General features: G+C 70.6%; 22 protein-coding genes. 6 read left to right on the top strand and 16 right to left on the bottom strand.

Going from position 1 to position 24,884, the window contains the following annotated elements:
- The first annotated feature begins 132 nt into the window (after positions 1-132).
- Complete coding sequence (locus ACIBHX_RS17495) at positions 133-1,206, top strand: PLP-dependent cysteine synthase family protein (RefSeq protein ID WP_397068114.1); 1,074 nt, start codon at positions 133-135, stop codon at positions 1,204-1,206.
- A gap of 554 nt (positions 1,207-1,760) precedes the next feature.
- Here ACIBHX_RS17495 and ACIBHX_RS17490 read toward each other — a convergent pair.
- Complete coding sequence (locus tag ACIBHX_RS17490) at positions 1,761-2,723, bottom strand: ABC transporter substrate-binding protein (RefSeq protein ID WP_397068113.1); 963 nt, start codon at positions 2,721-2,723, stop codon at positions 1,761-1,763.
- A 97-nt stretch (positions 2,724-2,820) separates the two neighbouring features.
- Between ACIBHX_RS17490 and ACIBHX_RS17485 the strand changes: the two genes are divergently transcribed.
- Genes ACIBHX_RS17485 through ACIBHX_RS17475 form a run of 3 tightly spaced genes read left to right on the top strand, consistent with a single transcriptional unit; the run spans position 2,821 to position 5,707 of the window.
- Positions 2,821-3,849 (top strand): FecCD family ABC transporter permease, encoded by a 1,029-nt coding sequence (locus tag ACIBHX_RS17485; RefSeq protein ID WP_397068112.1) that lies wholly within the window; start codon positions 2,821-2,823, stop codon positions 3,847-3,849.
- On the top strand, positions 3,846-4,922 hold the full coding sequence (locus ACIBHX_RS17480) for a FecCD family ABC transporter permease (protein WP_397068111.1): 1,077 nt from the start codon (positions 3,846-3,848) through the stop codon (positions 4,920-4,922). Before ACIBHX_RS17485 ends, ACIBHX_RS17480 begins: the two co-directional genes overlap by 4 nt.
- The gene (locus tag ACIBHX_RS17475) at positions 4,919-5,707 is read left to right on the top strand and encodes an ABC transporter ATP-binding protein (RefSeq protein ID WP_397068110.1); all 789 of its coding nucleotides are present in this window, start codon (positions 4,919-4,921) and stop codon (positions 5,705-5,707) included. Before ACIBHX_RS17480 ends, ACIBHX_RS17475 begins: the two co-directional genes overlap by 4 nt.
- Here the strand turns inward: ACIBHX_RS17475 and ACIBHX_RS17470 are convergent.
- The 6 genes from ACIBHX_RS17470 to ACIBHX_RS17445 all read right to left on the bottom strand — a co-directional run bounded on the left by ACIBHX_RS17470 (position 5,704) and on the right by ACIBHX_RS17445 (position 14,477).
- The gene (locus ACIBHX_RS17470; RefSeq protein WP_397068109.1) at positions 5,704-7,359 is read right to left on the bottom strand and encodes a tetratricopeptide repeat protein; all 1,656 of its coding nucleotides are present in this window, start codon (positions 7,357-7,359) and stop codon (positions 5,704-5,706) included. The two genes, ACIBHX_RS17475 and ACIBHX_RS17470, sit on opposite strands and share 4 nt — an antisense overlap.
- Positions 7,360-7,675: 316 nt before the next feature.
- Positions 7,676-8,836 (bottom strand): signal recognition particle-docking protein FtsY, encoded by a 1,161-nt coding sequence (gene ftsY, locus ACIBHX_RS17465; protein WP_397068108.1) that lies wholly within the window; start codon positions 8,834-8,836, stop codon positions 7,676-7,678.
- Between the two features lie 71 nt (positions 8,837-8,907).
- Complete coding sequence (locus tag ACIBHX_RS17460; protein WP_397068107.1) at positions 8,908-12,663, bottom strand: AAA family ATPase; 3,756 nt, start codon at positions 12,661-12,663, stop codon at positions 8,908-8,910.
- A 206-nt stretch (positions 12,664-12,869) separates the two neighbouring features.
- On the bottom strand, positions 12,870-13,064 hold the full coding sequence (locus ACIBHX_RS17455) for a hypothetical protein (protein ID WP_049556952.1): 195 nt from the start codon (positions 13,062-13,064) through the stop codon (positions 12,870-12,872).
- 189 nt (positions 13,065-13,253) lie between these two features.
- Positions 13,254-13,541 carry an acylphosphatase gene (locus ACIBHX_RS17450; RefSeq protein WP_397068106.1) on the bottom strand — a complete coding sequence of 96 codons (288 nt, stop codon included), beginning with the start codon at positions 13,539-13,541 and terminating at the stop codon, positions 13,254-13,256.
- Between the two features lie 27 nt (positions 13,542-13,568).
- Complete coding sequence (locus ACIBHX_RS17445; RefSeq protein WP_397068105.1) at positions 13,569-14,477, bottom strand: LysR family transcriptional regulator; 909 nt, start codon at positions 14,475-14,477, stop codon at positions 13,569-13,571.
- 91 nt (positions 14,478-14,568) lie between these two features.
- Here ACIBHX_RS17445 and ACIBHX_RS17440 point away from each other — a divergent pair, with 91 nt between their 5' ends.
- Positions 14,569-15,717, top strand: a complete 1,149-nt coding sequence (locus tag ACIBHX_RS17440) for an MFS transporter (RefSeq protein ID WP_397068104.1) — start codon at positions 14,569-14,571, stop codon at positions 15,715-15,717.
- Here the strand turns inward: ACIBHX_RS17440 and mutM are convergent.
- The 8 genes from mutM to ACIBHX_RS17400 form a co-directional block, all read right to left on the bottom strand.
- On the bottom strand, positions 15,665-16,507 hold the full coding sequence (gene mutM, locus ACIBHX_RS17435) for a bifunctional DNA-formamidopyrimidine glycosylase/DNA-(apurinic or apyrimidinic site) lyase (protein ID WP_397068103.1): 843 nt from the start codon (positions 16,505-16,507) through the stop codon (positions 15,665-15,667). The genes ACIBHX_RS17440 and mutM overlap by 53 nt on opposite strands.
- 1 nt (position 16,508) lies before the next feature.
- Positions 16,509-17,222, bottom strand: coding sequence for a ribonuclease III (gene rnc / locus ACIBHX_RS17430; RefSeq protein ID WP_397068335.1), 714 nt, complete (start codon positions 17,220-17,222; stop codon positions 16,509-16,511).
- Between the two features lie 266 nt (positions 17,223-17,488).
- Complete coding sequence (gene rpmF / locus ACIBHX_RS17425; RefSeq protein ID WP_033409409.1) at positions 17,489-17,668, bottom strand: 50S ribosomal protein L32; 180 nt, start codon at positions 17,666-17,668, stop codon at positions 17,489-17,491.
- A gap of 1 nt (position 17,669) precedes the next feature.
- The gene (locus ACIBHX_RS17420; RefSeq protein WP_397068102.1) at positions 17,670-18,221 is read right to left on the bottom strand and encodes a YceD family protein; all 552 of its coding nucleotides are present in this window, start codon (positions 18,219-18,221) and stop codon (positions 17,670-17,672) included.
- Between the two features lie 70 nt (positions 18,222-18,291).
- The gene (gene coaD / locus ACIBHX_RS17415; RefSeq protein WP_397068101.1) at positions 18,292-18,768 is read right to left on the bottom strand and encodes a pantetheine-phosphate adenylyltransferase; all 477 of its coding nucleotides are present in this window, start codon (positions 18,766-18,768) and stop codon (positions 18,292-18,294) included.
- A 15-nt stretch (positions 18,769-18,783) separates the two neighbouring features.
- Positions 18,784-19,350: a 16S rRNA (guanine(966)-N(2))-methyltransferase RsmD gene (gene rsmD, locus ACIBHX_RS17410; protein WP_397068100.1), complete on the bottom strand. Its 567-nt coding sequence runs from the start codon at positions 19,348-19,350 to the stop codon at positions 18,784-18,786.
- A 498-nt stretch (positions 19,351-19,848) separates the two neighbouring features.
- Positions 19,849-22,068, bottom strand: coding sequence for an ATP-dependent DNA helicase RecG (gene recG, locus ACIBHX_RS17405; RefSeq protein WP_397068099.1), 2,220 nt, complete (start codon positions 22,066-22,068; stop codon positions 19,849-19,851).
- 34 nt (positions 22,069-22,102) lie between these two features.
- Positions 22,103-23,647 (bottom strand): DAK2 domain-containing protein, encoded by a 1,545-nt coding sequence (locus ACIBHX_RS17400; protein WP_397068098.1) that lies wholly within the window; start codon positions 23,645-23,647, stop codon positions 22,103-22,105.
- Positions 23,648-23,826: 179 nt separating this feature from the next.
- Between ACIBHX_RS17400 and rpmB the strand changes: the two genes are divergently transcribed.
- On the top strand, positions 23,827-24,012 hold the full coding sequence (gene rpmB / locus ACIBHX_RS17395; protein ID WP_049556934.1) for a 50S ribosomal protein L28: 186 nt from the start codon (positions 23,827-23,829) through the stop codon (positions 24,010-24,012).
- Positions 24,013-24,085: 73 nt separating this feature from the next.
- On the opposite strand, the gene thiD is transcribed toward rpmB, so the two are convergent.
- The gene (gene thiD / locus ACIBHX_RS17390) at positions 24,086-24,883 is read right to left on the bottom strand and encodes a bifunctional hydroxymethylpyrimidine kinase/phosphomethylpyrimidine kinase (RefSeq protein WP_397068097.1); all 798 of its coding nucleotides are present in this window, start codon (positions 24,881-24,883) and stop codon (positions 24,086-24,088) included.
- Between the last annotated feature and the right edge of the window lies 1 nt (position 24,884).

The following is a 24,884-nucleotide window of genomic DNA, read 5'->3' as shown; positions in this document are numbered from 1 at the left end:
GAGAGGTAAACGTCCATTCTGCTCGCGGCGTGCGTGGTCACGTCCACGGCCGGACAAGTCTCATTATCGTAACACTCTTCATCCAATTTCGCGGAAAAAGTGGCCAGAGTCACATGGGATAAGTTAAGGGCTATGGAGTTTGCCGACCGTCACGACGCGGTGACACGCCGGTGGGTCTCGGAGGCCATCCGCCTGGTGGAGGCCGACGCCAACCGAAGCTGTGATACGCATCTGCACGTCTTCCCGCTGCCCTCCCGTTGGGGGGTAAACCTCTACTTGAAAGACGAGTCGGTGCACCCCACCGGTTCACTGAAGCACCGGCTGGCCAGGTCACTGTTCCTCTACGGGCTGGCCAACGGATGGATCGGACCCACCACCACGATCGTCGAGGCGTCCAGCGGGTCCACCGCCGTCAGCGAGGCGTACTTCGCCCGCCTGCTCGGCCTGCCGTTCATCGCCGTGATGCCGGCGAGCACCTCGCCGGAGAAGATCCACCTGATCGAGTTCTACGGCGGCAAGTCCCACCTGGTCGACGACCCGGCCTCGATCTATGACGAATCTCACCGGCTGGCCGCCGAGACAGGCGGCCACTTCATGGACCAGTTCACCTACGCGGAGCGGGCCACCGACTGGCGCGGGAACAACAACATCGCCGAGTCGATCTATTCCCAGATGTCGATGGAGCCCCATCCCGAGCCCGCCTGGATCGTGGTCGGCGCCGGCACCGGCGGCACGTCCGCCACGATCGGCCGCTACATCCGCTACCGCTGTCACGCCACCCGCCTGGCGGTCGTCGACCCGGAGGGCTCGGCCTTCTACCCGGCGTGGGTGTCGGAGGACCTGTCGTTGAAGGGCAGGGGCTCGCGCATCGAGGGCATCGGCCGGCCGCGCGTCGAGCCGTCCTTCCAGCCCAGCGTGATCGACCGCATGATCCAGGTGCCGGACGACCGCTCGATCGCGGCCATGCACTGGGTACGCGAGGTCACCGGCCGCGACGTCGGCGGCTCCACCGGCACCAACGTCGCGGCCTGCGTCGACCTCATCCGCGAGATGCGCGCCGCGGGCGAGCACGGCAGCGTGGTCACCCTGATCTGCGACTCCGGCACCCGCTACAAGGACACCTACGCCAGCACCACCTGGATCACCGCCCAGGGCATGGACATCGCCCCCCACCTCGCCACCTTCCACGACTTCCTGTTGAGCTAGCAGCTCCTGTCCGGCGAGTTGCTTTTGAGCCAGCTCCTGTACGGCGAGCTCTTTTAGCTAGCTCCTGTACGGCGAGCCGCCGCCACCGGCCGCCCTTCACATTTCGGCTGAGGACCCGTGACCGGCGCTTCTGGCGAGTCGGGGATCCTTGCTCGCCATCACGACGCTTCGTTTCGCGGGCACCACGGTCTCGGGTAGCCCACCGCACAGGGCGCCGACTTTCACCGACCCACACCCCGCCGACCCGGCGCTTGGAAACCCCCGGAACCGGGGACGCAGGAACCGGGCTTGCCTGGGCGGTCTCCACGGCGGGCTTCCCGCGCCGGGGTCGGCGAGGAGACGCGCGGCGGTCGTCCGGCGCCCTGTACGGCGGGCCAGGGGGACCGTGGTGCGCGGATGACGAAGCGCCGTGGCGGCGGGCAACCATCATCGACTCGCCGGACGCGCAGGGCACGGGCCGTCAGCCGGAGTGCGGCGGGCGGCCGGTGGCGGCGGCCTGCCGTACAAGAGCCTTGTCACGAACCTTCAAGAAGCAAGAGCCTTGTCACGAAGCCTCAAGAAGAACGAGCGCGGTCGACGGAGAAGAAAGCCGCCACGTTGTCGAGGATGGCGTGGGCGCCCTGGAGGCCGACGGCGCTCATCCAGGTGAGGTCGCTGACCTCGTGCTGCTTGCCCCGTAGCTTGGCCCACAGCGGGTTGGTGACGAACTTCTGCTTCGGCCCGTCGGTCGAGGCGTCCGGGAAGGTGGAGACGAAGATGTGGTCGGCGTCGAGCTGGGCGATGTTCTCCGCACTGACGTCGACGGCGATCTTGGCGGGGTCCTTGGGCTGCGAGGCGGGCCGGGTGAAGCCGATGTCCTTCATGACGATGCCCGAGTAGGAGTTCTCCACGTACAGGCGGGTCGTGGGCTCACCGGCGAAGCGGACGATCGAGATCGCGGGCAGCTTGCCGTCCTTGGCCTGGATCTCCTGCCCGATCTTGTGCGCCCTGTCCTCGTACTCCTTGATGCGCGTCTCGGCCAGCTGCTCCTTGCCGAGCGCCCGCCCCACCAGGCGGACGTTGTCCTTCCAGATGGCGCCGGTGGTCTCGCTGAAGACGGTCGGCGCGATCTTGGACAGCTTGTCGTAGAGGGCCTCGTGGCGGACCTTGGCCGACAGGATCAGGTCGGGCTTGAGCGCCATGATCTTCTCAAGGCTGGGCTGCTCGAGCGTGCCGACCGCGGTGGCCTCCTTGCCGTACTGCTGGGCGAGCGGGCCGAGGTAGTCGGGCAGCTTGGTCTCGATGGAGCGGTAGGTCGTGTAGCCGACCACGGGCGTCTCCAGCGTGAGCGTGGCGTCGACGAAGCTCTGGTCGAGCGCGACGATCCGCTTGGGCTGCGCCGGGATCCTGGTCTCGCCCATCGCGTGCTTCACGGTCCTGAACGGCTTGTCCGACGACGTGCTGCTTGGCGACGTGCTCCCGCAGGCAGCGAGCCCGGCGATCACGACCGCGCCGACCAGGACGCGCAACGCTCTCATGTAGATCCCCTTCTAAGGTTAGGTAAACCTAATTTAGGTTAGGACTGCCTAACCTGGCATACTTCACCAGGATCGGGCAAATGCTGAGGAGGAACGGGTGACCGCGACCGCTGTGCGCCTTCACGGCATCCGCCGCAGTCGCCTGCTCGTCCTGGTCGTCCTGCTCGCCGCAGTGGCGCTTGCGGTGGTCCTGAGCATCACGATCGGCTCGAAGTCCGTGCCGCTGGCCGACGCCTGGCACGCGCTCGCCAACCCGGACGGCACCGAGAACGACATCGTCATCCGGTCCCTGCGCCTGCCGCGTACCGCGCTCGGCGTCATGGCCGGGATCGCGCTGGGCGTCGCGGGCGCGCTCATGCAGGGCCACACCCGCAACCCGCTGGCCGACCCCGGGCTGCTCGGCGTCACCCAGGGCGCCGCGTTCGCCATGGTGGCCTCGATCATCCTGCTGGGCACGTCCAGCCTGCTCGGCTACATCTGGTTCGGCCTGGCGGGCGCGCTGATCGCCAGCGTGGGCGTGTTCGCGCTGGGCATGGTCGGCGGCAGGGGCGGCCCGACCCCGGTCACGCTGGCGCTGGCAGGCACCGCCGTCAGCGCCTTCCTTTACGCGCTGACCTCGGCCATCGTGCTGCTGGACGAGCAGGCCATGGACGTGTTCAGGTTCTGGCAGGCCGGCTCGATCGCGGGCCGCGGCTCCGAGGTGGCCTGGCAGGTGCTGCCGTTCATCCTGGCCGGGCTGGTGCTGGCGATGATCAACGCACCCGGGCTGAACGCGCTGGCGCTCGGCGAGGACGTCGCCCGCAGCCTCGGCCAGAACATCGCGCTCACCCGCGGCATCGGCGTGGCCGCCGTGACACTGCTGTCGGGCGCCGCGGTGGCGGCGTGCGGCTCGCTGGCCTTCGTCGGGCTGATCGTGCCGCACCTGGCGCGCCCGCTGTCGGGCACCGACCACCGCTGGCTGCTGCCGTACTCCGGCCTGATCGGCGCCGCGCTGCTGCTGTTCGCCGACGTGATCGGCCGCGTCGTGGCCCCGCCGGGGGAACTGGAGGTGGGCGTGGTGCTCGCGCTGATCGGCGCGCCGTTCTTCGTCTTCCTGGTCCGCCGCAGGAAGCCGGTGCGCCTATGACCGAGCTTGTCGAGGTCATCAATGAACACAGCACCACCTATGCCCTGCGGATCGCCGGTCTGTCCTGGCAGGTACGGCTGCGCGGCGTCGTGATCGTGGTCGCCGGGCTGGCCGCGCTGGCCCTGCTGATGGCGCTGAACACGCGCATCGGCGACCTGCCGATGTCCCTGGGGACCGTCTTCCGCGCCACGGTCGACGCCGCCATGCCGGAACACTTCGTGATCATGGAGCTGCGGCTCCCCCGCGCGCTCACCGGAGCGCTGGTCGGCGCCGCGCTCGCGCTGTCGGGCGCGATCATCCAGTCCATCGCGCGCAACCCGCTGGCCAGCCCCGAGATCCTCGGCGTCACCACCGGCGCCTCCGTCACGGTCGTGGCGGGGGTGGTGCTCACCGGCACCACGGCCGGCGGCGTCAGCGGCCTGCTGTCGACGCTCGGCATCCCGGCGCTCGCGCTGCTCGGCGGCCTGCTCGGCGCCACGGTCGTGTACGCGCTGGCCTGGCGGCGCGGCCTGGACGGCTACCGGCTCGTGCTGGTGGGCATCGGCGTGGCCGCGGTGTTCACCAACGTCAAGTACTGGCTGCTGACCGTCGGCGACGTCAACGACACCGGCCGGGCCATGGTCTGGATCAGCGGATCCCTCAACGGCCGCGGCTGGGAGCACGTCGTGCCCGTGGCGATCGCGCTGGCCGTGCTCGTCCCGCTCACCCTGCTGGGCACCCGGTCGCTGGACGCGCTGCGCTTCTGCGACGACACCGTCACCGCGCTGGGCGTGCGGATGAACCCGGCCAGGGCGCTGATGATCCTGGCCGCCGTACTGCTGGCCGCGGTCGCGACGGCCTCCGCCGGGCCGATCGCGTTCGTGGCGCTCGCCTCGCCGCAGATCGCGCTCCGGCTCGCGCGCTGCGCGCGGCCGCCGCTGCTGTGCTCGGCCGTGGTCGGCGCCGTCCTGACCGCGGGCGCCGACCTGATCGCGCGCACCGCGTTCTCGCCGCTGGAGCTGCCCGTCGGCGTCGTGACGGCGGTGCTCGGCGCGCCGTACCTGATCCACCTCATCTGGAGGGCCCACAAGTGAGGTTGCACGCCAAATCGGTGAAGCTCGGTTACGGCGAGCGGGTCATCGTCGACGGCCTCGACCTCGGCATCGAGGCGGGCACCGTGACCACGATCATCGGCCCGAACGGCTGCGGCAAGTCCACGCTGCTGCGCGCCCTGGGCAGGCTGCTCAAGCCGCAGGGCGGCGAGGTGCTGCTCGACGGCAGGCTCATCACCGCCATCCCGACCAAGGAGGTGGCCAGGACCCTCACGGTGCTCCCCCAGGCGCCCACCGCACCCGAGGGACTGACCGTGGCCGACCTGGTGGCCAGGGGCCGTCACCCGCACCAGACCTGGTACCGCCAGTGGTCCTCCGACGACGAGGCCGCCGTGGGCCAGGCGCTGGAGCTGACCGGCCTGGCCGACCTGGCGGAACGGCCGCTGGACGAGCTGTCGGGCGGGCAGCGCCAGCGGGCCTGGATCTCCATGGCCCTGGCCCAGGGCACCGACCTGCTGCTGCTCGACGAGCCGACCACGTTCCTGGACCTGGCCCACCAGGTGGAGGTGCTGGAGCTGGTGCGCCACCTGCACCGGGCGGCCGGCCGTACGATCGTCATGGTCCTGCACGACCTCAACCTGGCCGCCCGCTACACCGACCGGCTGGTCGCCATGCGCGACGGCAAGGTGATCGCGGCCGGCCCGCCGCACGAGGTGCTGACCGAGGACCTGCTGCGCGAGGTCTTCGAGCTGGACGCCAAGGTCATCGAGGACCCCGTCGCCGGCACCCCGCTGGTCGTCCCCATCGGCCCGCTCAACCGCCCCTAGCCGAGCGCGCGCCTGACGTCCTCGTCGGCCGGATCCAGCCCGGCCGCCCTGAGCAGGTCCTGCCGCGCTTCCTCGGTACGGCCGGCCGCCCGCAGCACCAGAGCCCGGTTGAACAGCAGCGCGGCGGTCTCCTCCAGCTTGATCGCCGAGCCGAGATCCGCCAGCGCCCCCGCGTGGTCACCCTCCTGGAACGACAGCTCCGCCCGGCCCGCCCAGGCGGGCGCCAGCTCGTGATCCACCGCCAGCGCCGCGTCGTAGGCCGCCCTGGCCTCGCGCGTCCTGCCCGCCGCCGCCTCGATCTGCCCGCGCACGCACAGCAGGTACGGGTTGCCGGGATCCAGCTCAAGCCCGCGTGCCACGTCGTCGGCGGCCTTGCCGTACTCGCCGGTGGCGGCGTGCAGCCCGGCCCGGTTGACGTAGGTGGGCGCGAAGTCGGGATCCAGCTCGGCAGCGTAGTCCAGGTCCGCCAGCGCCCCCTCCAGGTCGCCGGCGGCGTAGCGCACCTCGGCCCGGTTGTAGTGCGCCTCGGGGAAGGGCGGGCTGAGCCTGATCACCTGCTCGAAGTCGGCCAGCGCCTCGCCCATGCGGCCCAGCTTGTGCAGCAGATTGCCACGTTCCAGGTAGTAGTCCGAGTAGCCGGGGTCGGCCTCGATCGCGGTGGCGTAGTCGGCCAGCGCCTCACGGACCCGGCCCGCCATGGCCAGCAGCTGGGCCCGGTTGGCGTACAGCACCAGGCGGTGGATCGGGTGCACGCCGCGCAGGTCCTGCTCGGCCAGCGCGATGGCCTCCTCCACCAGCGCCAGCGCCTCGGCGAAGCGTGCCCTGCGGACCTCGACCAGGGCCTTGCCGTTCAGGTCGAAGCCCAGGTGGAAGGCGCGCTCGGCGGGGTCGGGCAGCAGCGCGGTGATCGTGACGGCCTCGTTGATCCAGGCCAGCGCCTGCTCGGGGTCACGCCTGACCCGGTCGTGGTGGCGCACCAGCAGCATGGCCGTGCCGTAGGCGATCGTGGCGCGGTGTTTGGGATCGGTGCTCAGCCGCCGGGACCTGTCGTAGAGCTCGCGGGCCTCCTCCTCTCGGTCGAGGGCCTCGAGCGCGCCGGCGACCCGCTGCACGAGGACCTGCCAGGCCTCGGGATCGGCGTCGTACTCCATACCGCGCAGCGCCCCCAGGCCGGACTCGGCCATCGCGTGGTGGAAGCCCTCGTCGCGGTAGCGGTCGAAGTCGGCCACCAGCGGCCGGTCGCCAGGCGCGGACGGCCCGCGGACGATCTCCAGCAGCTCCGCCGGGATCCGCCGCCGGAAGACCGCCACCAGCTCGGTGTCGGTGGGATCGGCCTCGTCCAGGTTGGCCACGGTCAGCCTGACCGGTCCCGCCCTGCGCAGGTGGTCGCGGACGAACTCGGCGAGCCCGTTGGCGATGCGCAACGTGCGGCGGGCGCCGGGGATGAGGATGCGCTGCGGCCTGGGCAGCGAAGCCGCCAGGGAGCGCCTGGTCAGCAGCACGCCCAGATGGGGCGCCGCCACGTTGATCTCGAGGTCGTGGGCCGCGACCAGCTCCGGAGGCGCGTCGGGGACGAGCGCCTCCAGGAGGGCGGCGGCGAGCGTGTAAGGGCCGCGCAGGCGGCGATCAGCATCGAGAAAGATCGCGTTCACAGGGTCCTTCTTCCGTGCTCCCGCAGTCGGCGCCCCCGCTCAGAACGCCGACCAAGCGGAGGCCTACTGGGCGTGCCTAGGCGATGCGGCGCCCGCGGGCCTCACGGTTCCGGACTTGTGGACGACGACCTTCTTCATTCGCACCCTTCCATCTTCGTGCAGAAAGGAATCGCCGCATGAGAATGTTTGCTCGGAGCGATCCCGACGAACTACTCATGTGAACACGAGTCAAAGTCTTCGATCAAGACTTGCCCCGGTAAGGGATATTTCCACATATAAAAGGACACGCGCCGCAGAGATCGCGGAGGATCCGGAATCAGTCGCCCAGGATCGCGTCGACGAAGACCTCGGGGTCGAACGGCGCCAGGTCGTCGGGGCCCTCGCCCAGGCCGACCAGCTTCACCGGCACGCCCAGCTCACGCTGCACCGAGATGACGATGCCGCCCTTGGCGGTGCCGTCGAGCTTGGTCAGCGCGATGCCCGTGATGTTCACCACCTCGGCGAACACCTGGGCCTGGCGCATGCCGTTCTGACCCGTGGTGGCGTCGAGCACGAGCAGCACCTCGTCGACGGTGGCCTTCTTCTCGATGACGCGCTTGACCTTGCCCAGCTCGTCCATCAGGCCGGTCTTGGTGTGCAGGCGGCCGGCGGTGTCGACGATGACGACGTCGGCCTTCTCCTCGATGCCCTTGGCCGTGGCGTCGAAGGCGACCGAGGCGGGGTCGCCGCCCTCGGGCCCGCGCACGATGTCGGCGCCGACCCGCTCGCCCCAGGTCTGCAGCTGGTCGGCCGCCGCGGCGCGGAAGGTGTCGGCCGCGCCGAGCACGACCTTCTTGCCGTCGCCGACCAGCGCGCGGGCCAGCTTGCCCGTGGTGGTGGTCTTGCCGGTGCCGTTCACGCCGACCACGAGCACGACCGCGGGGCGCTCACCGTGCTTCTTGATGTGCAGCGTGCGGTCGAGCTCGGGGTCGATCTGGACGAGCAGTTGCTCGCGCAGCAGACCGCGCACCTCCTCGGGGGTGCGGCTGCCGAGCACCTTGACCTTGGTCTTCAGTTCCTCGACCATCACCCGCGTGGGCGCCACGCCCACGTCCGCGGTGATCAGGCTCTCCTCGATCTCGTCCCACACCTCGTCGTCGAGGCGGTCGCGGGACAGCAGCTCGAGCAGCCCGCGGCCGAGCGCGCTCTGCGAGCGGGCCAGCCGGGACCGCAGCCGGACCATCCGCCCAGCCGAGGGTGGCGGAACCTCGACCTCGGGCGCCTTGACCATGGGTTCGGCCGGTTTGACCGCCGTGGCGGTCGCGGCGCCCTCGCCCTCCTCCTCGCCGCCGGCGGCCGCTGGCCGCTCCTCGGGCAGCTCGGGGGCCTGCGGCGGCGGCGAGACCTTGCGTCCGGGCCTGAACAGGTAGAACAGGCCGCCCGCCGCCGCTAGGGCGACGAGCACGACGATCACGATGATGCCCAGATAGTCAGTCACGAGGATTCCCTGTCGGCGGTGGCTGGCTCACCATGTCAGTTTCCCAGATGGCGGCCTCTGCTCCATCCTGCCTAAACCCGCTCGCGCAGGCGCTGGCTCACCACCTGGGTGACGCCGTCTCCCCGCATGGACACGCCGTAGAGGGCGTCGGCGATCTCCATCGTGCGCTTGTTGTGGGTGATCACGATGAGCTGTGAGCTCTGTCTCAGCTCCTCGAACAGCGTCAGCAGCCGCTGCGTGTTGGTGTCGTCGAGGGCGGCCTCGACCTCGTCCATCACGTAGAAGGGCGAGGGCCGCGCCTTGAAGATGGACACCAGGAACGCCACCGCCGTCAGCGACCGCTCGCCGCCCGACAGCAGTGACAGCCGCTTGACCTTCTTGCCCGGTGGGCGCGCCTCCACCTCGATGCCGGTGGTCAGCATGTCCTCGGGCTGGGTGAGCACCAGCCTGCCGTCGCCGCCGGGGAAGACCCTGCCGAAGATCTGCTCGAACTCCCGGGCCACGTCCTCGTAGGCGGAGGCGAACATCTGCTCCACCCGGTCGTCGACCTCCTTGACCACGGTCATCAGGTCGCGCCTGGTCTTCTTCAGGTCCTCCAGCTGGCTGTTGAGGAAGGCGTGCCGCTCCTCAAGCGCCGCGAACTCCTCCAGGGCCAGCGGGTTGACCTTGCCGAGCTGGTTCATCTGCCGCTCGGCGGCCCTGGCCCGCTTCTCCTGTTCCTCTCTGACGTACGGCACGGGCGGCTCGCCCGGCACGGGCACGTCGGGACCGTACTCGCTCAGCAGCGCCTCGGCCTCGACGCCGAACTCGTCCATGGCGCGCTGCTCCAGCTGCTCCAGCCGCAGGCGCTGCTCGGTGCGCGCCACTTCGCTGCCGTGCACCCGGTTGACCAGCTTGTCCAGCTCCTGGCTCAGCTCGCGCACGTGCACGCGGACCTGCTTGAGCTCGGCGTCGACCGCCACCCTGGCCAGGTCGGCCTCGTCACGCTCCCTGGCGGCCAGCTTGATCGACTCGGCCAGCCTGGCCAGGACCTGCCTGGCCCCCTTGGCGACCGCTTCGGCCAGGGTGGCCTGCTGCCTGCGCCTGGCCCGCTGGACGGCCGCCTGAGCGCGCTCCTGGCGCTCCCGCTCCGCGGCCCGCATCAGCCCGTCGGCGCGGCCCTCGATGCCCTTGACCCGCTCCTCCGCCGTGCGGACGGACAGGCGGGTCTCCATCTCGCGCCGGCGTTCCGTCTCGGCCTGCGCCGCCAGCTCGTCGCGGGTCTCGGTGGTGGGCTCGGACTCCAGCTCTCCCGCGTACTCCGCCTCGGCCAGCCGTATCTCCAGCTCGGCCAGCTCCGCCAGGCCCTCCTCGCGGCCCGCCTCGGCGGTCTGGACGCTCCTGGCCAGGCGCTCCGCCTCGGCCTTGGCGGCGCCGGCAGCGGCCTCCAGCTGGGCCAGGCGCTTGGCGGCGGCGGCGTTGCGCTGGTCTGCCTCGCGCTGCTTGGCCCTGACCTGGTCGAGAACGCCCTGCGCGGCGCTGACGCCGTGCTGCGCGGTGCTGACAGCCGTCTGGACCTCGTTGACGTGCGCCTGGGCCGCCTCCACGGCCGCCTGCGCTTCCTGCTCCGCCTGTACGGCCTGCTCCAGACCCTCGGTGGTCTCGGCCACCCGCTCCTCGGCGGCCTCGAGATCGGCGATCGCCTCGTCCAGGGCGGCGCGCATCTGGAGGACCGACGTACCGCCCGCGGAGCCGCCGCTGGCCAGGTGGGCGCCGATGACGTCGCCGCTCTTGGTGACGGCCTTCAGCTCGGGATCGTGCTCGACGACCTGCCGCGCGCTCTCCAGGTCGTCCACCACGACGACTTCGTCGAGGACGTGCTCGATCGCGGGGCGGAGGTGGTCGGGCACGGTGACCAGATCGGACGCCCATGCGGTCCCGCTGGGCGCCGTACGAGGGCGCCGACCTCCGCCGTACCCCTCCTCGCCGACCCGGCGCCCGGAGGCGCCCGCGCCGGGGAAGCTCGCTGCCGCATCGCCCCCGGCGCCGCCCGCATCGTTCCCCGTGCCGCCCGCGACCAGTAGCGTCGCTTGGCCCGCGTCTCCGGCGCGCAGTAGTTCCAGTGCCTCCACGGCGGCGTCGAGGGACTTGACGGCGATCGCGTCGGCGATGGGGCCCAGGACCGCGGCGATGGCGATCTCGGCGCCGGGAGAGACCTGGAGGGAGGCCGCCAGCGGGCCGAGTACCCCGGCCAGGTCGGCTTCCAGGAGGGTGGCGTCGCCCTTGGCCAGGCTCAGCTCCAGGGCATCGCGGCGGGCCTGCAGCGCGGCCACGGCGCGCTGTGCCTCCTGGTCGGCGGCGCGAGCCGTACCGACGGAGGACCTGGCCGCCTGGAGAGCCGCGCGGGGGCCGTCAAGCGCGGACTTGGCGTCCTCGACGGCGGCGCGGGCCTCGTCGGCGATGGCGCGGGCCTCCTCCACCGCCGCCTGGGCGGTCGCCAGCTCCTCGGCGAGGGCGGGATCGACGGCGGGCTCCTCGCGCTCCTGGGTCTCCAGGTCCTCGCGGGCCTGCCGTTCGCGCTGCTCGGCGTCCTGCATGGCCTGGGTGAGGCGGCCGATCTCCTCCTCGGCCGCGCGGGACCTGCTGCGCACCGAGTCGACCTGGCCGCGGAGCTTGGCCAGCCCCTCGCGGCGGTCGGCCGCAGCGCGCGCGGCCAGCGCCAGGCGCTGTTCCTCCGTGCTCAGCTCGGCCTCTGCCTCCGCGCGCCGCTGCACGGCCTCCTCCAGGAGCTCCTCGGCACGCTCCAGCTCGGCGCGCAGGACCGCTTCCCGCTCGCGGGCCTCCTCGGCCTCGCGCTCCAGCTCCTCCGGTTCGCGGCCGCGCCGCTCGATCGCGGCGGCGTCCAGCGCGTGCCGGTGTCGCTCTGCGGCCAGCTGCTCCAGGCCGGTGATGCGCTCGCGCAGCGACGACAGCCGGAAGAAGGTCTCCTGGGCCGCGCTCAGCCTCGGCTGCGCCTCGGCCTCGGCCTGCTCGAGCACCGCCTCGCGCTGCTGGCCCTCGGCCAGCTCGGTCTCGACCCGGGTACGGCGGGCCAGCACGGCGGCCTCGTCGGCGGCCTCCCGCTCCAGCGTGGCCCGCAGGATGCACACGTCGTCGGCGAGCAGGCGCAGCCGCGCGTCACGCAGGTCGGCCTGGATGACGGCGGCCTTGCGGGCGATCTCCGCCTGCCGGCCCAGCGGCTTGAGCTGGCGGCGCAGCTCGGTGGCCAGGTCCTGGACGCGGGTCAGGTTGGCCTGCATGGCGTCCAGCTTCCGCAGCGCCTTCTCCTTGCGCTTGCGGTGCTTGAGAACGCCGGCGGCCTCCTCGATGAAGGCCCGCCGGTCCTCCGGGCCCGCGTGGAGGACGGCGTCGAGCTGGCCCTGGCCGACGATGACGTGCATCTCGCGGCCGATGCCCGAGTCGGACAGCAGCTCCTGGATGTCGAGCAGGCGGCAGGTGTCGCCGTTGATGGCGTACTCGCTCTGGCCGCTCCTGAACATCAGGCGGCTGATCGTGACCTCGGTGTAGTCGATCGGCAGCGCGCCGTCGGAGTTGTCGATGGTCAGCGTGACCTCGGCGCGGCCCAGCGGCGGCCTGCTGGAGGTGCCGGCGAAGATGACGTCCTCCATCTTGCCGCCGCGCAGCGACTTGGCGCTGTGCTCGCCCATGACCCAGGCCAGGGCGTCGACGACGTTGGACTTCCCCGAGCCGTTGGGGCCGACGACGCAGGTGATGCCCGGTTCGAACCGCAGGGCGGTGGCGGAGGCGAAGGACTTGAAGCCGCGCAGGGTGAGGGTCTTCAAATACAAGCGCGGACCCCCTTCTCCCTGAAATCAGCCTCGGGAAAGACTACTGGTCCTGGCTGCCCCGTGTGCGGCGCGACAGTCGATGCGCAGGCAAATGGCGAGGTCGGGGTGCGGGAGTCTGCTCGGATCGCCTCATGTCGGCATATGTCTGGACAAATGACAAGGGACGTCTCGCTGAGACGTCCCTGGGTGGTGCGCTCCGATCACTCTCAAGTGAGTGCCGGCTCGCGCTCCTGCATGCGGCTGATTGCCTCGTCGCGGGTCTGCGCTGCAAGAGCGTCATTCTGGGCCTGGAGCCGGATGAGTTCTGCCTCCAGGTCCCGAATACGCTGCTGCAGACGGCGCATCTCCGAGACCATTCGAGGGTCAGGACCGCCGACGTGGCCTAGTAGAGCCTTCGCCATGGTAAAGGGTCCTCCACGCTGAGTGACCAGACTGGTTCGCGCACTTCTGTTCCGCGGGAGGGGTGCGCGTGGTACCTAACAAGAGTCGCACCGGCAGTGTGGGCGGTCAAGTCGAACGCACCGCATAGACCTACTGCTGGGCACTCCCGACATACAAATATACCCTATTTGGTGGGTTTAGTGGAAGGGTTATCTCTCCACAAACCCGACCAAACTACCTCGTGGTTCACTCCATCGTTCTACTACTCCATCGACCTGCCCGGGCGTGTCGCAACCCCTGAGCTGCTCGAGTAGCTTGACGCAGGCCCCGCGGGGCCCCTCGGCCACAACCTCGACCCTGCCGTCGTCGGTGTTGCGCGCCCAGCCGGTCAGGCCGAGCTCCAGCGCCCGCGCGCGGGTCCACCAGCGGAAGCCCACCCCCTGCACGCGGCCTCTCACCCAGGCCGTCACTCTTGCTTTTTCCGCGTTCTCCAGCATTTCATTTTCCGTTACCGTGCGTAATATTTACGCGGCCAGATGGGGTCCCGCGACCTGCACCGAATGGCGTTCTGCCGCGTCATTGAAGGCTCGGATGGCGGCCGTTTCCGAAGATTTACGCCAAGCCAGACCGAGCACCGAATCCGGCAGCCCGGTGACCGGCACGAAGGCCACGTCGGGACGGACGTGGGCGACGGCCGTGGGCGTGCAGATCAGCATCGCGCCCCGGTTGAGCGCGACCTGGGTCAGGCCCTCCTGGCTGGTGGCCACCGTACCCGCCAGAGCGATCGGCCGGCCCGACGGGGTCGCGGAGGGGGCGATGTGCTCGCGCCAGCGGCGCGGAGCGGGCTCGTCCAGCCCGATCAGCGCCACCGAGGCCAGCTCCTCGGCGTCGATGCCGCGCCGGGCGGCCAGCGGGTGGCGGACCGAGACGCCCAGCCGCATCGGCACGCGGTTCAGCCCCGCCCCGGTCACCAGGTCGGCTTCTTCCACGGGGAGCAACGTGAACACCACGTCCACCTGGCGTGCCCGCAGCTTGCTGAAGGGGTCCGACAGCGGGATCTCCACCAGTTCCACCGCACTGCCCGGATACAGTCCCTCGAAGCGCTGCACGCTGCCCGTGACCAGGTCCGTGGGCGTGGCCAGGAACCCGACCCGCAGCAGCCCCGTCACTTCACGGGCCGCCGACTTCGCCCTGACCACGGCCTTGGTCAGGCCGTCATAGGAGGGGCGCAGGTCGGCCAGGAAGCTCTCGCCGAGCTTCGTCAGCCGCACCCGCCTGCTGGTCCGCTCCAGGAGCCGGCCGCCGATCCGGGTCTCGAGCGCGGCGATGAGCTGGCTGACCCGTCCAGGCGACAGGTAGAGCCGCTCGGCCGCCCGCGCGAAGTGCAGTTCCTCGCTGAGGACGACGAAGCACTCCAGTTCCCTGAACTCCATGCCACCTCCGTGCCGATCGCTTAGCCCACCTAAACCAAGCCTTCGGATCTCGTCATTGTTCCCCCAGGGGCCCGGGAGCAGGCTGAGCCGCATGACGACTTTGACTGTTTCCCCTGTACGGGAACGCTGGCTAGCGGTGAGCTCGGTGGCGGTGGGCACCTTCGCCGTCGTGACCAGCGAGATGCTTCCTGTCGGCTTGCTGACCTCGATCGCCGCGGATCTCGGGGTGTCGGACGGTACGGCGGGCCTCATGGTGTCGGTCCCCGGGCTGGTGGCGGCCGTGTCCGCGCCCGTGCTGGCGATCGCCACGCGGCGGCTGGACCGGCGGATCCCGCTGCTGGGCATGATGGCGTTGCTGGTGTTGTCCAACCTCTTGTCCGCGATCGCACCCAACTTGCCGGTGATGCTGGCGGCCCGGCTGCTGACCGGGGTGAGCATCGGCGGTTTCTGGGCCTTCGCCTCCGGGCTGGCGCCGCGGCTGGTCCCGGGGCAGGTCGTGGGGCGGGCCACCTCGGTGATTATGAGCGGGGTGTCCGTGGCGCTGGTGCTCGGCGTGCCCGCGAGCACCTTCCTGGCCACGTATCTGGGCTGGCGGGCGGCGTTCCTGATCGTGGCGGGATTGGCTCTGGTGGTGTTCGCCGTGCTGTCGGGGGCACTGCCTGCCATGCCGGGCGACGAGGCGGGAGCCGCCCGGGAGCCGCTGACGGGACGCATCAAGGTACTGCTGGCCATCACCGTGCTGGTCATCACCGGGCACTTCTCCGCCTACACCTACCTGCGGCCGTTCCTCGAGCAGGTCTCGCACGCCGGTCCCGCGCTGGTCAGCACCGCGCTGCTGCTGTTCGGCGCCGCCGGCGTGGTGGGCAACTTCGCAGGCAGCGGGGCGACCGCCAGGCGTCCAGGGGCCGCGCTGGTCGTGCGGGCGCTGCTGATCGGGCTGGCCGCCGCGGCGCTGGCGCTGCCGGCGACGCCGCTGGTGCCGCTGGCGGTCTGGGGGCTGGCCTACGGCGGGGTGGGCGTGGCCCTGCAGCTGTGGATCATGCAGGCGGGCGGGCGCGAGCTGGCGACGGCGGCGTTCGTCAGCGCGTTCAACGTGTCGGTCTCGCTCGGCTCGTTCGTGGGCGGCCGGGTGCTCGACGGGGTCTCCGCCTCGGCGGTGATGTGGGTGGGCGCGGTCCTGGCCCTGCTCACCGCGGCTTTCGCTGGCATCGCGGGCAGAAGTAGGACGAGCGGTTCATGAACGCCTCCCGCTTGATCGGGGTACCGCAGCGCGAGCACGGCAGGTCGCGCCTGCCGTACGCCTCGAGGGAGCGTTCGAAGTAGCCGCTTTCGCCGTTGACGTTGACGTAGAGGCTGTCGAAGGACGTGCCGCCCTGCTGCAGGGCGGCACCCATGACGTGGCGGACGGCGGCCAGCAGCTCGGCGATCTTCGGCTTGGTCAGCGTGTGGGTGGGGCGGGCCCAGTGCAGCTTGGCCAGCCACAGCGCCTCGTCGGCATAGATGTTGCCGACGCCGCTGATCAGCGACTGGTCCAGCAGGGCCCGCTTGATCTCGGTGTGCTTGGCCCGCAGCTTCGCCGCGAAGACGGCGTCGTCGAAGGCCTCCTCGAACGGGTCGGGGGCGATGTGCGCGATCGGCTCGGGCACCCCGCCGACCAGCCGGGTCAGCATCACGTGGCCGAACGTGCGCTGGTCGACGAAGCGCAGGTCGGGACCGCCGTCGGCGAAGGCCAGCCGTACCCGCAGGTGCTTCTCCAGCGGCGAGTCGGGCGGGACGACCAGCAACTGGCCGCTCATGCCCAGGTGGGCCAGGAGCGCGTCGTCGGGGCCCAGCGGCAGCCACAGGTACTTGCCGCGCCGCCTGGCCTCCTGGATGACGCGGCCCTTCAGCCGCGCGGCGAATTCGTCCGCGCCTGGCTCGTGGCGCCTGATCGCGCGCGGGTGGAACACCTCGGCGGCGGCGATCTCCCGGCCGGCGACCCACTCGGCCAGGCCCCGGCGGACGACCTCGACCTCTGGCAGCTCGGGCACGCTAGCCCGCCGGCTGGCTCTCGCGCTGCTCGCGGCGGCCCCGGATACGGGTCCAGGCCGCCTCGGCCGCCTGCTGCTCGGCTTCCTTCTTGCTGCGGCCCGTGCCCGAACCGTACGACTCGCCGCCCACCCGCACCTCGGCGGTGAACGACTTGGCGTGGTCGGGGCCGCTCTCCTCGACGTGGTATTCAGGCACGCCGAGCGCCTCGGAGGCGGTGAGCTCCTGCAGCGAGGTCTTCCAGTCAAGCCCGGCGCCCAGCGAGGCCGACCGCTCGATCAGCGGGTCGAACAGCACGTGGACGACGCGGAACGCCTCGTCCAGGCCCTTGTCCACGTAGATCGCGCCGATCAGCGCCTCCAGCGTGTCGGCCAGGATCGAGGACTTGTCGCGCCCGCCCGTGCCTTCCTCGCCCCTGCCGAGCCGCATGAACCGGCCCAGGCCGAGGCCCCTGGCCACGTCGGCCAGCGCGCGCATGTTGACCACCGCGGCCCGCAGCTTGGCCAGCTGGCCCTCGGGCAGGTCGGGGTGGTTGCGGTAGAGCGTGTCGGTGACCACCAGGCCCAGCACCGAGTCGCCGAGGAATTCCAGGCGCTCGTTGGTGGGCAGGCCACCGTTCTCGTACGCGTAGGAGCGGTGCGTCAGGGCTCGCTCGAGAATGTCGGAGTCGAGCTGGACGTCCAGCACCTTGTCGAGTTCTTGTTTGGCGACCTCCACGGCCACCGGCTTGGGACCTGCGCCCACGTGTTCCTCCTCGGACATCTTCACAAGGCGCGATGGCTGCGGAAGGTGCCCGAAAACGTGGTGGGCGTCGGGGAATGCCTTGCTCCGGCGTCCACCACGGCCGCGGGCGAACCGCCACCGCACGCATCTGAGACGGTAACGCCGACCGGGGCACATTGGCACCCGGTCGGCATCACGTCAATTCAGATCGGTATCCCCCACGCGTCCCTTATTCAGAGCGCGTGGCTGGACCTCTCGGATCAGGCAGACGGCTCGATGACCTGGCGGCGGTTGTAGGTGCCGCAGGTCGGGCACGCGATGTGCGGCTGCTTGGGCGAACGGCACTGGGGGCAGCTCACCAGGGCGACAGCAGTCGTCTTCCACTGGGAGCGACGGGCGCGGGTGTTGCTCCGCGACATCTTTCGCTTCGGGACGGCCACGTCACTTCTCCTGATCGTTATCGTTCTCGGTAATCAGACCTTGCAACGACGCCCAGCGAGCGTCGATCTTCTCGTGCCGGTGATCGGGGCCGGCCTCGGCCAGCTTGATCCCACATTCCGTGCAGAGCCCAGGGCAGTCGTCTCGGCAGACCGGGCTCAACGGCAGTGCGAGCACCACCGCGTCGCGGAACGTCGGCTCGAGGTCGAGCAGCTCTCCGTCGAGCAGCGAATCCTCCTCCGAGGCGTCCTCGTCGGAGTAGAAGAACAGCTCCTGCAGGTCGACCTCGATGTCCGAGGTGACCTGGTCCAGGCACCGCGCGCACTCCCCGGCCAGCGGGGCCTGCGCCGTGCCCGAGACGAGCACGCCTTCCATCACTGCTTCGAGCCGGAGCTCCAGCTCGACTTCGGCGTCCTTGGGGACACCGATCATGTCGACGCCGAGATTCACCGGTGCCGGGAGGGACAGCGACATCCGCCGCATCGAGCCCGGCCGCCTCCCCAGGTCATGAGTGGAGATCACCCACGGGGAACGGGGGTCGAGGTGCTGAATCATCTGCTCTCGCTAGGCATGGCGAAACGATCGCCGTCGTACAAGGCCGAAATGAAAGGATACCAGGCTCGCGTCAACCTCTGAGCCGCTCGATCAGAAGCTTGTGGACCAGGTCGGGGACCAGGCCGGACACATCGCCACCATACCGGGCGATCTCCTTGACCCGGCTGGAGGACAGGAAGGAGTACTCGGGGTTCGTCGGCATGAAGAGCGTCTCCACGCCTGACAACCGGTAGTTGAGCTGCGCCATCTGCAGCTCGTAGTCGAAGTCGCTGACGACCCTGATCCCCTTGACGATGGCGGGGATGTCGTTCTGACGGCAGAAGTCCACCAGCAGTCCTTGGAACTTCTCCACCTTGACGTTGTCGTAGTCCTTGGTCACGGTCTGCAGGATGTCGACGCGCTCGTCGACGGTGAACAGGCTGCTCTTCTCAACGTTGATCAGTACCGCGACGGTCACCTCGTCGTAGAGCCGGGCAGCCCGGCCGATGATGTCGAGATGGCCGTTGGTGATGGGGTCGAACGACCCCGGACAGACAACGCGGCGCACTACGCCTCCCCAGGTTTACGGGTTCCCGGCGGCGCGACCGTACCAAACGGACGCTTCACCATATCTACGGACCCTCTCCTCGATGTACCCTTCGGGCCATTCCAGGGCTTTCCCCCTGGTCTCGCGTTCAAAGGCGACGAGCGCGTCTTCCGCCAGCCAGCCGTTGTCCCTGAGCGCCTCCAGCACCGCGACCACCTGCTCGCTGGAGACCACATAGGGCGGGTCTGCGAACACGATGTCGTACGGTTCGTCCGGTTCCCTCGCGAGCACGCGCTCCACGCGATCGGCCACCACGTCCGCGCCCGGGAGCCCCAGGGCCTGGACGTTCGCCTTGATCGTCCGCACCGCCTTGGAATCGGACTCGACCAGCAGCGCATGGGCGGCCCCACGCGACAGCGCCTCCAGCCCCACGGCCCCCGAACCCGCGTACAGATCCATCACCCGGGCACCCCGCAGGCCGTGCAGCGAATCCAGGGTCAAGAAGAGCCCTTCCCGCGCCCTGTCGCTGGTCGGCCTCGTGCCGCGCCCCGTCGGCACAGCCAGCCGACGCCCACCCGCGATGCCCGCGATGATCCGAGTCATAGGGACCATTGTTCCGCATGTTGCCGCAGGTCAAGAGTGGACAAGTGTCGGCCTCGACTACGCAAGGGTCGTTCCCATCGGGTGGGCGCATCAGCATGATGATGACTGCGGCCTTCGAGGTGACCCAGAAGGAGGCCGACCGGCGTGATCGTGAGCCCTTCCGCACGCCGGTTCCCTCGGCACCTGACCCGAGGGTGGGCCCAGCCGGGGGCGGCATTCGGGGGGAGGCCGCCCCCGCGGCTGGGCCCTGAACTTTCTCTCCCGGCCGTCTTCTCAGACCCTCCTGTACGGCTTCTTCAGGTCTCTCCTGCACGAGCTCTTCAGGACTCTCCTGTACGGCAAGCCGCCCCACCGGCCGCCCGCCAAACTCCGGCTGAGGACCCGCGACCGGCGCTTCCGGCGAGTCGATGACGCTCCCCGCCGCCACGACGCCCTAGACCGTGGCACCCCGACCCCGCTCTCCCACCGCACAAGGCGCCGGGTTGGTGGGGAGGGGAGTCAGGTTTTTTCGAGGTAGTTGGCTTTTTCGTCGGCCAGGAGGCGGTCGATCTCGGCGCGTAGGGCGGGGTGGGTCTCCAGGGCGGGATCGGTGGCCAGGAGGGCGGCGGCCTCGTCGCGGGCCGTCTCGATGACGTCCTCGTCCCGCAGCAGCTGCAGGAGCTTCAGCGACGACCGCTTGCCCGACTGCGCCGCCCCCAGCACGTCGCCCTCCCGCCGCTGCTCCAGGTCCACCCGCGAGAGCTCGAACCCGTCGAGCGTGGCCGCCACCGCGTCCAGCCGAGCCCGGGCCGGCGTGCCCTCGGCGAACTCCGACACCAGCAGGCACAGCCCCGGCAGCCCACCCCGCCCGACGCGCCCGCGCAGCTGGTGCAACTGCGACACCCCGAACCGGTCGGCATCCATGATGATCATGACGGACGCGTTGCGGACGTCCACGCCGACCTCGATGACCGTGGTGGCCACCAGCACGTCGAGCTCACCCTTGGTGAAGGCCCGCATGATGGCGTCCTTCTCCTCCGGCGGCAGCTTGCCGTGCAGCACCGCCAGCCGCAGCCCGTGCAGCGGCCCGTCGGCCAGCATCTCGGCCACGTCCAGCACGGCGAGCGGCGGACGCCGATCATCATCGGTGGGCGAAAGGTCTCCCTCGTCCCCCTCGGTGTCGCCGATGCGGGGGCAGACGATGTAGGCCTGGCGGCCGAGCCCGACCTCCTCGCGGACGCGTTCCCAGGTGCGCTCCAGGTAGTGCGGCTTCTCGGCGGCCGGCACGACGTGGCTGGTGATCGGGGCCCGCCCGGACGGCAGCTGCGCCAGCGTGGAGACCTCCAGGTCGCCGAAGACCGTCATGGCGACCGTGCGCGGGATCGGGGTCGCGGTCATCACCAGCACGTGCGGGCGCCCGCCGGTCACCTTCTCGCGCAGCGCGTCACGCTGCTCCACGCCGAAGCGGTGCTGCTCGTCCACGACCACGAGCCCCAGGTCGGCGAACTGGACGTGCTCCTGAAGCAGTGCGTGGGTGCCGACGACGATGCCGGCCGTACCGGAGGCGGCGTCGAGCAGGGCCGCGCGGCGAGCGGCCGCGCCCATCGAGCCGGTCAGCAGCGTGACCGCGGTGCCGCCGAACATGCCGCCCTGGGCCAGATCGCCGAGCATGGCCGTGATCGAGCGGTGGTGCTGCTGGGCGAGCACCTCGGTCGGGGCGAGCAGCGCAGCCTGGCCGCCGGCATCGGCCACCTGCAGCATCGCGCGCAGCGCCACCACGGTCTTGCCGGCGCCGACCTCGCCCTGCAGCAGCCGGTGCATCGGGTGCGCCAGCGCCAGGTCGGCCGCGATCTCCTCCCCCACCTGGGCCTGGCCCTCGGTCAGCGAGAACGGCAGGCGGGCGTCGAAGTCGGCGAGCATGCCACCGTCTCCGCGTGGGAAGGGCTTGGCCGGCCAGGCCGTGGCCGCCGCCCTGCGCTGCAGCAGTACAGCCTGCAGCACGAACGCCTCGTCGAACTTCAGCCGCTGGCGAGCCCTGTTGACCTCGCCGAAGTCCTTGGGCCGGTGGATGGCCACCAGCGACTCGGCCAGCCCGTCGAGCTGGTGGCGGTCCCGCACCTCGGCGGACAGCGGATCCTCCAGCGGGCCGAGCGTGTCGAGCACGATGCCGATCGCGCGCCGGATCGCCCACGGCGTCAGGTCCTTGCCCGCGGGATAGATCGGCACGGGCGCGGTCGCGAACTCCTGCGCGCTGGACTCGCTCTCCTCGAACAGCTCGAACTCGGGGTGCGCCATCTGCCAGCGCGGTTGCGTCCGCGAGCCGAACATGCCGACCTTGCCGGCGAACATGCCGCGCCTGCCGGGCTTGAGCCGCGACTCGGCCACGTGGGAGCCCTTGCCGAAGAAGGACAGGTAGATCTTGTTGCGGTTGCCGTCGACGACCTCGACCTCGAGCCAGGTGCCGCCGCGGTTGCGCATGGGCTTGCGCATCAGCCGGGAGACCTCGCCCACCACCGTGACGTGCTCGTCGACCTCCAGCGCGTCGAGCGAGGTCAGCTCGCCGCGCTCGGCGTAGCGGCGCGGGTAGTGACGCAGCAGGTCGCCGACCGTCTCCAGGCCGAGCACGCTGTGCAGCAGCTTGGCGGTCTTCGGATCGAGCGCCTTCGCCAGAGGCTCGTCGAATCGGCTCTGGCGGCCTGCTTCGTCGGCCGCCCGAGCCGAGACGCTGTGTTCGCTCACGGTCCTATGTTCTACCGCCTACTACTGACAGGAATCATTCGACACCGATGAGCAGCGGGTAGCCGCCCTGCTCGCCCTGGTAGACCACGAGGTCGACGTCGGGTCTGACGCGCGCCAGGTGCTCCTCGACGTGCGGCGCCAGCCGTACCGGAGCGTCGATCCCCGTGACCAGGGTGACCAGCTCGCCGCCGCCCGCCACCATCCTGTCCACGATCATCGTGGCGACGTCCTCCAGCGCCGAGCCGATGACGGCGACGTCGCCGTCGATCAGCCCGAGCACGTCCCCGGGCCGGCACAGGCCCGCGCTGGTGACGGCCTCGCGGTCGGCGACGGTGAGATGGCCGTACCGGGTATGTCCGGCGGCGTCCGTCATCGCCACCACGTCGTCGTCGAAACGCCGCAACGGATCGTGTACGGCGAGCGCCGCCAAACCCTGCACGGTGGCCTTCGTGGGCAGCACGCTGACCACGACGCCGTCCCCGCGGGCGATCTCCGCCGCGGCGGCGGCCACCGAGCCCGCGCCCTCGTCGTTGGGCAGCACGGCGACCTCGCTGCCCGCCTCCCTGATCGCGGCCAGCATCGTCGGCAGCGACGGGCGCGAACCGGGCGCCCTGCGCACGACCACCGCCCCGCTCTCCTCGAACAGCGCCGCGATCCCGTGCCCGGCCGCGACCGCGACCACGCCACGGCCCGCGTTGCCGCGATGGGTGCGTTCAGCCAGGTACGTGACCCTGATCCGGTGCGGCCGCCCTGCCCGCATACCCGCCTCGATCGCAGGCCCGGCCTCCCCCACGTGCACGTGCACGTTCCACAGGCCGCCGCCGCCCACCACGACCAGCGACTCGCCCATCCCGTCGAGCTCCTCGCGCAGCCTGGGCACCGCGCGGTCGTCGGCGTCGAGCAGGTACATCACCTCGTACCCGGCGCCCACCTCGGTCATCGGCGACACCCGCGCGGTCGGCGCGGGCACGTCGTAGCGGTCGCTGTAGGAATCGGTGATCACCTCGGCCAGCGACTCGAGCACGATCGTCAGCCCCGCGCCGCCCGCGTCGACGACGCCGCTACGGGCCAGCACGTCGAGCTGGTCGGGCGTGCGCCGCAGCGCCGCCCGCGCCTCACCGGCCGCCCGCCGCGCGACCTCCTCCAGGTCGCCGTCCAGATCCTGTACGGCTCCCGCCGCGGCGGTCAGCACGCTCAGCACGGTGCCCTCCACCGGCCGCGCCACCGCCTCCCTGGCCAACGCGGCGGCCCGCCGTAGGCCCGCCCGCAGGTCGGGACCGTCCTTGAGCACCTCGGCCAGCCCGCGCAGCGCCTGGCTGACGATGACACCGGAGTTGCCGCGCGCCCCGACCAGCGCGCCGTAGGAGAGCGTCTGCCACGTCACGGCCGCGTCGACGTCCTCGGGCAGCGCCTCGACGGCCTCGGCCGCCGACAGCAGGGTCAGGTGCAGGTTGGTTCCGGTGTCGCCGTCGGCGACGGGGAAGACGTTCAGAGCGTCGATCTCGGATCTGGCCCTGCCGAGCGCGTCGGCGGCCAGCCGTGCCCAGCGGCGTACCGAGAGCGGGTCGAGTACCTGCATCTGCGTGCTCCGACCTCCCGACTTTATGGAGGAGAATATCCCCGTTCGTGCTGCTCGAGTTCGCACGTAGTGCTGAGGATCAGATACCCTCGTATGGCTGGCCGGTTGTCCCGGCATGCCCTCCGCCAGGAAAACCATCAGCGGACAGGGCTACATCGACTGTTTTAAGGAGCGATACCGTGGCTTCCGTCTGCGATGTCTGCCGCAAGGGCCCGACCTTCGGCAACAACGTGTCCCACTCGCACCGCCGCACCCGTCGTCGTTGGAACCCCAACATCCAGACGGTCCGCGCGGTCATCGGCGGCACGCCGAAGAAGCTGAACGTGTGCACCTCCTGCATCAAGGCAGGCAAGGTCACCCGCTAGCCCGCACCACTTTCGCCACGAAGCCCGCCGCTCCCCGAGCGCCGGGCTTTCGTCATTCCCACCCCCGCCCTACTCAGGGGCGCCAGCGCCAGGCGTGGTCGACGGGGCCGATGCCGCCGCCGAGGGGGAAGCCGCGGGCGATCGCCCCGGTGACGTAGTCCTTGGCCTTGCCGACCGCCTCAGGGACGGAGGACCCGAGGGCGAGGTGCGAGGCGATGGCCGAGGCCAGGGTGCAGCCCGTGCCGTGGGTGTGGCGGTTGTCGAGACGTTCGGCGCGGAAGAAGTACTCCGACTCCCCGTCCGTGAGCAGGTCCACCGGATCTCCCGGCAGGTGACCGCCCTTGATGAGGGCCCAGCGGGGCCCCAGGGCCAGGACGGCCTCCGCGGCGCGCCGTAGGTCGGATTCGTCCTCGACCTTGACCGAGGTGAGCTGTTCGACTTCCCAGAGGTTGGGCGTCACGACCGTCGCGACGGGCAGCAGGTCGGTCTTGATCGTTTCCACCGCCGAAGGGGCCAGCAGGGAGTCGCCGTGCTTGGAGACCCCGACGGGGTCGATCACCGTGGGGGCCCCGTACGCGCCGATGACCTCGGCCACGATCTCGACGAGAGCCGAGGAGGCGAGCATGCCGGTCTTGATGGCCTGCGCGCCGATGTCGCCCAGCACGGAGTCGAGCTGCGCGCGCACCGCCTCAGGCGGCAGTTCCCAGTAGCCCTGCACGCCGAGCGAGTTCTGCGCCGTGACCGCGGCGATGACACTCATGCCGTGCACGCCGTTGGCGAGCATGGTCTTGAGGTCCGCCTGGATGCCCGCCCCGCCGCCGGAGTCGGATCCGGCGACGGTCAGCACAAGGGGTGGGGTGGAAACCGTCATG

Origin of the sequence: Nonomuraea sp. NPDC050536 (assembly GCF_044457685.1) — a bacterium.
Classification (GTDB): Bacteria; Actinomycetota; Actinomycetes; order Streptosporangiales; family Streptosporangiaceae; genus Nonomuraea.
The sequence above is the reverse complement of the archived record's forward strand: the minus strand, read 5'-3'. Positions and strand labels throughout refer to the sequence as shown.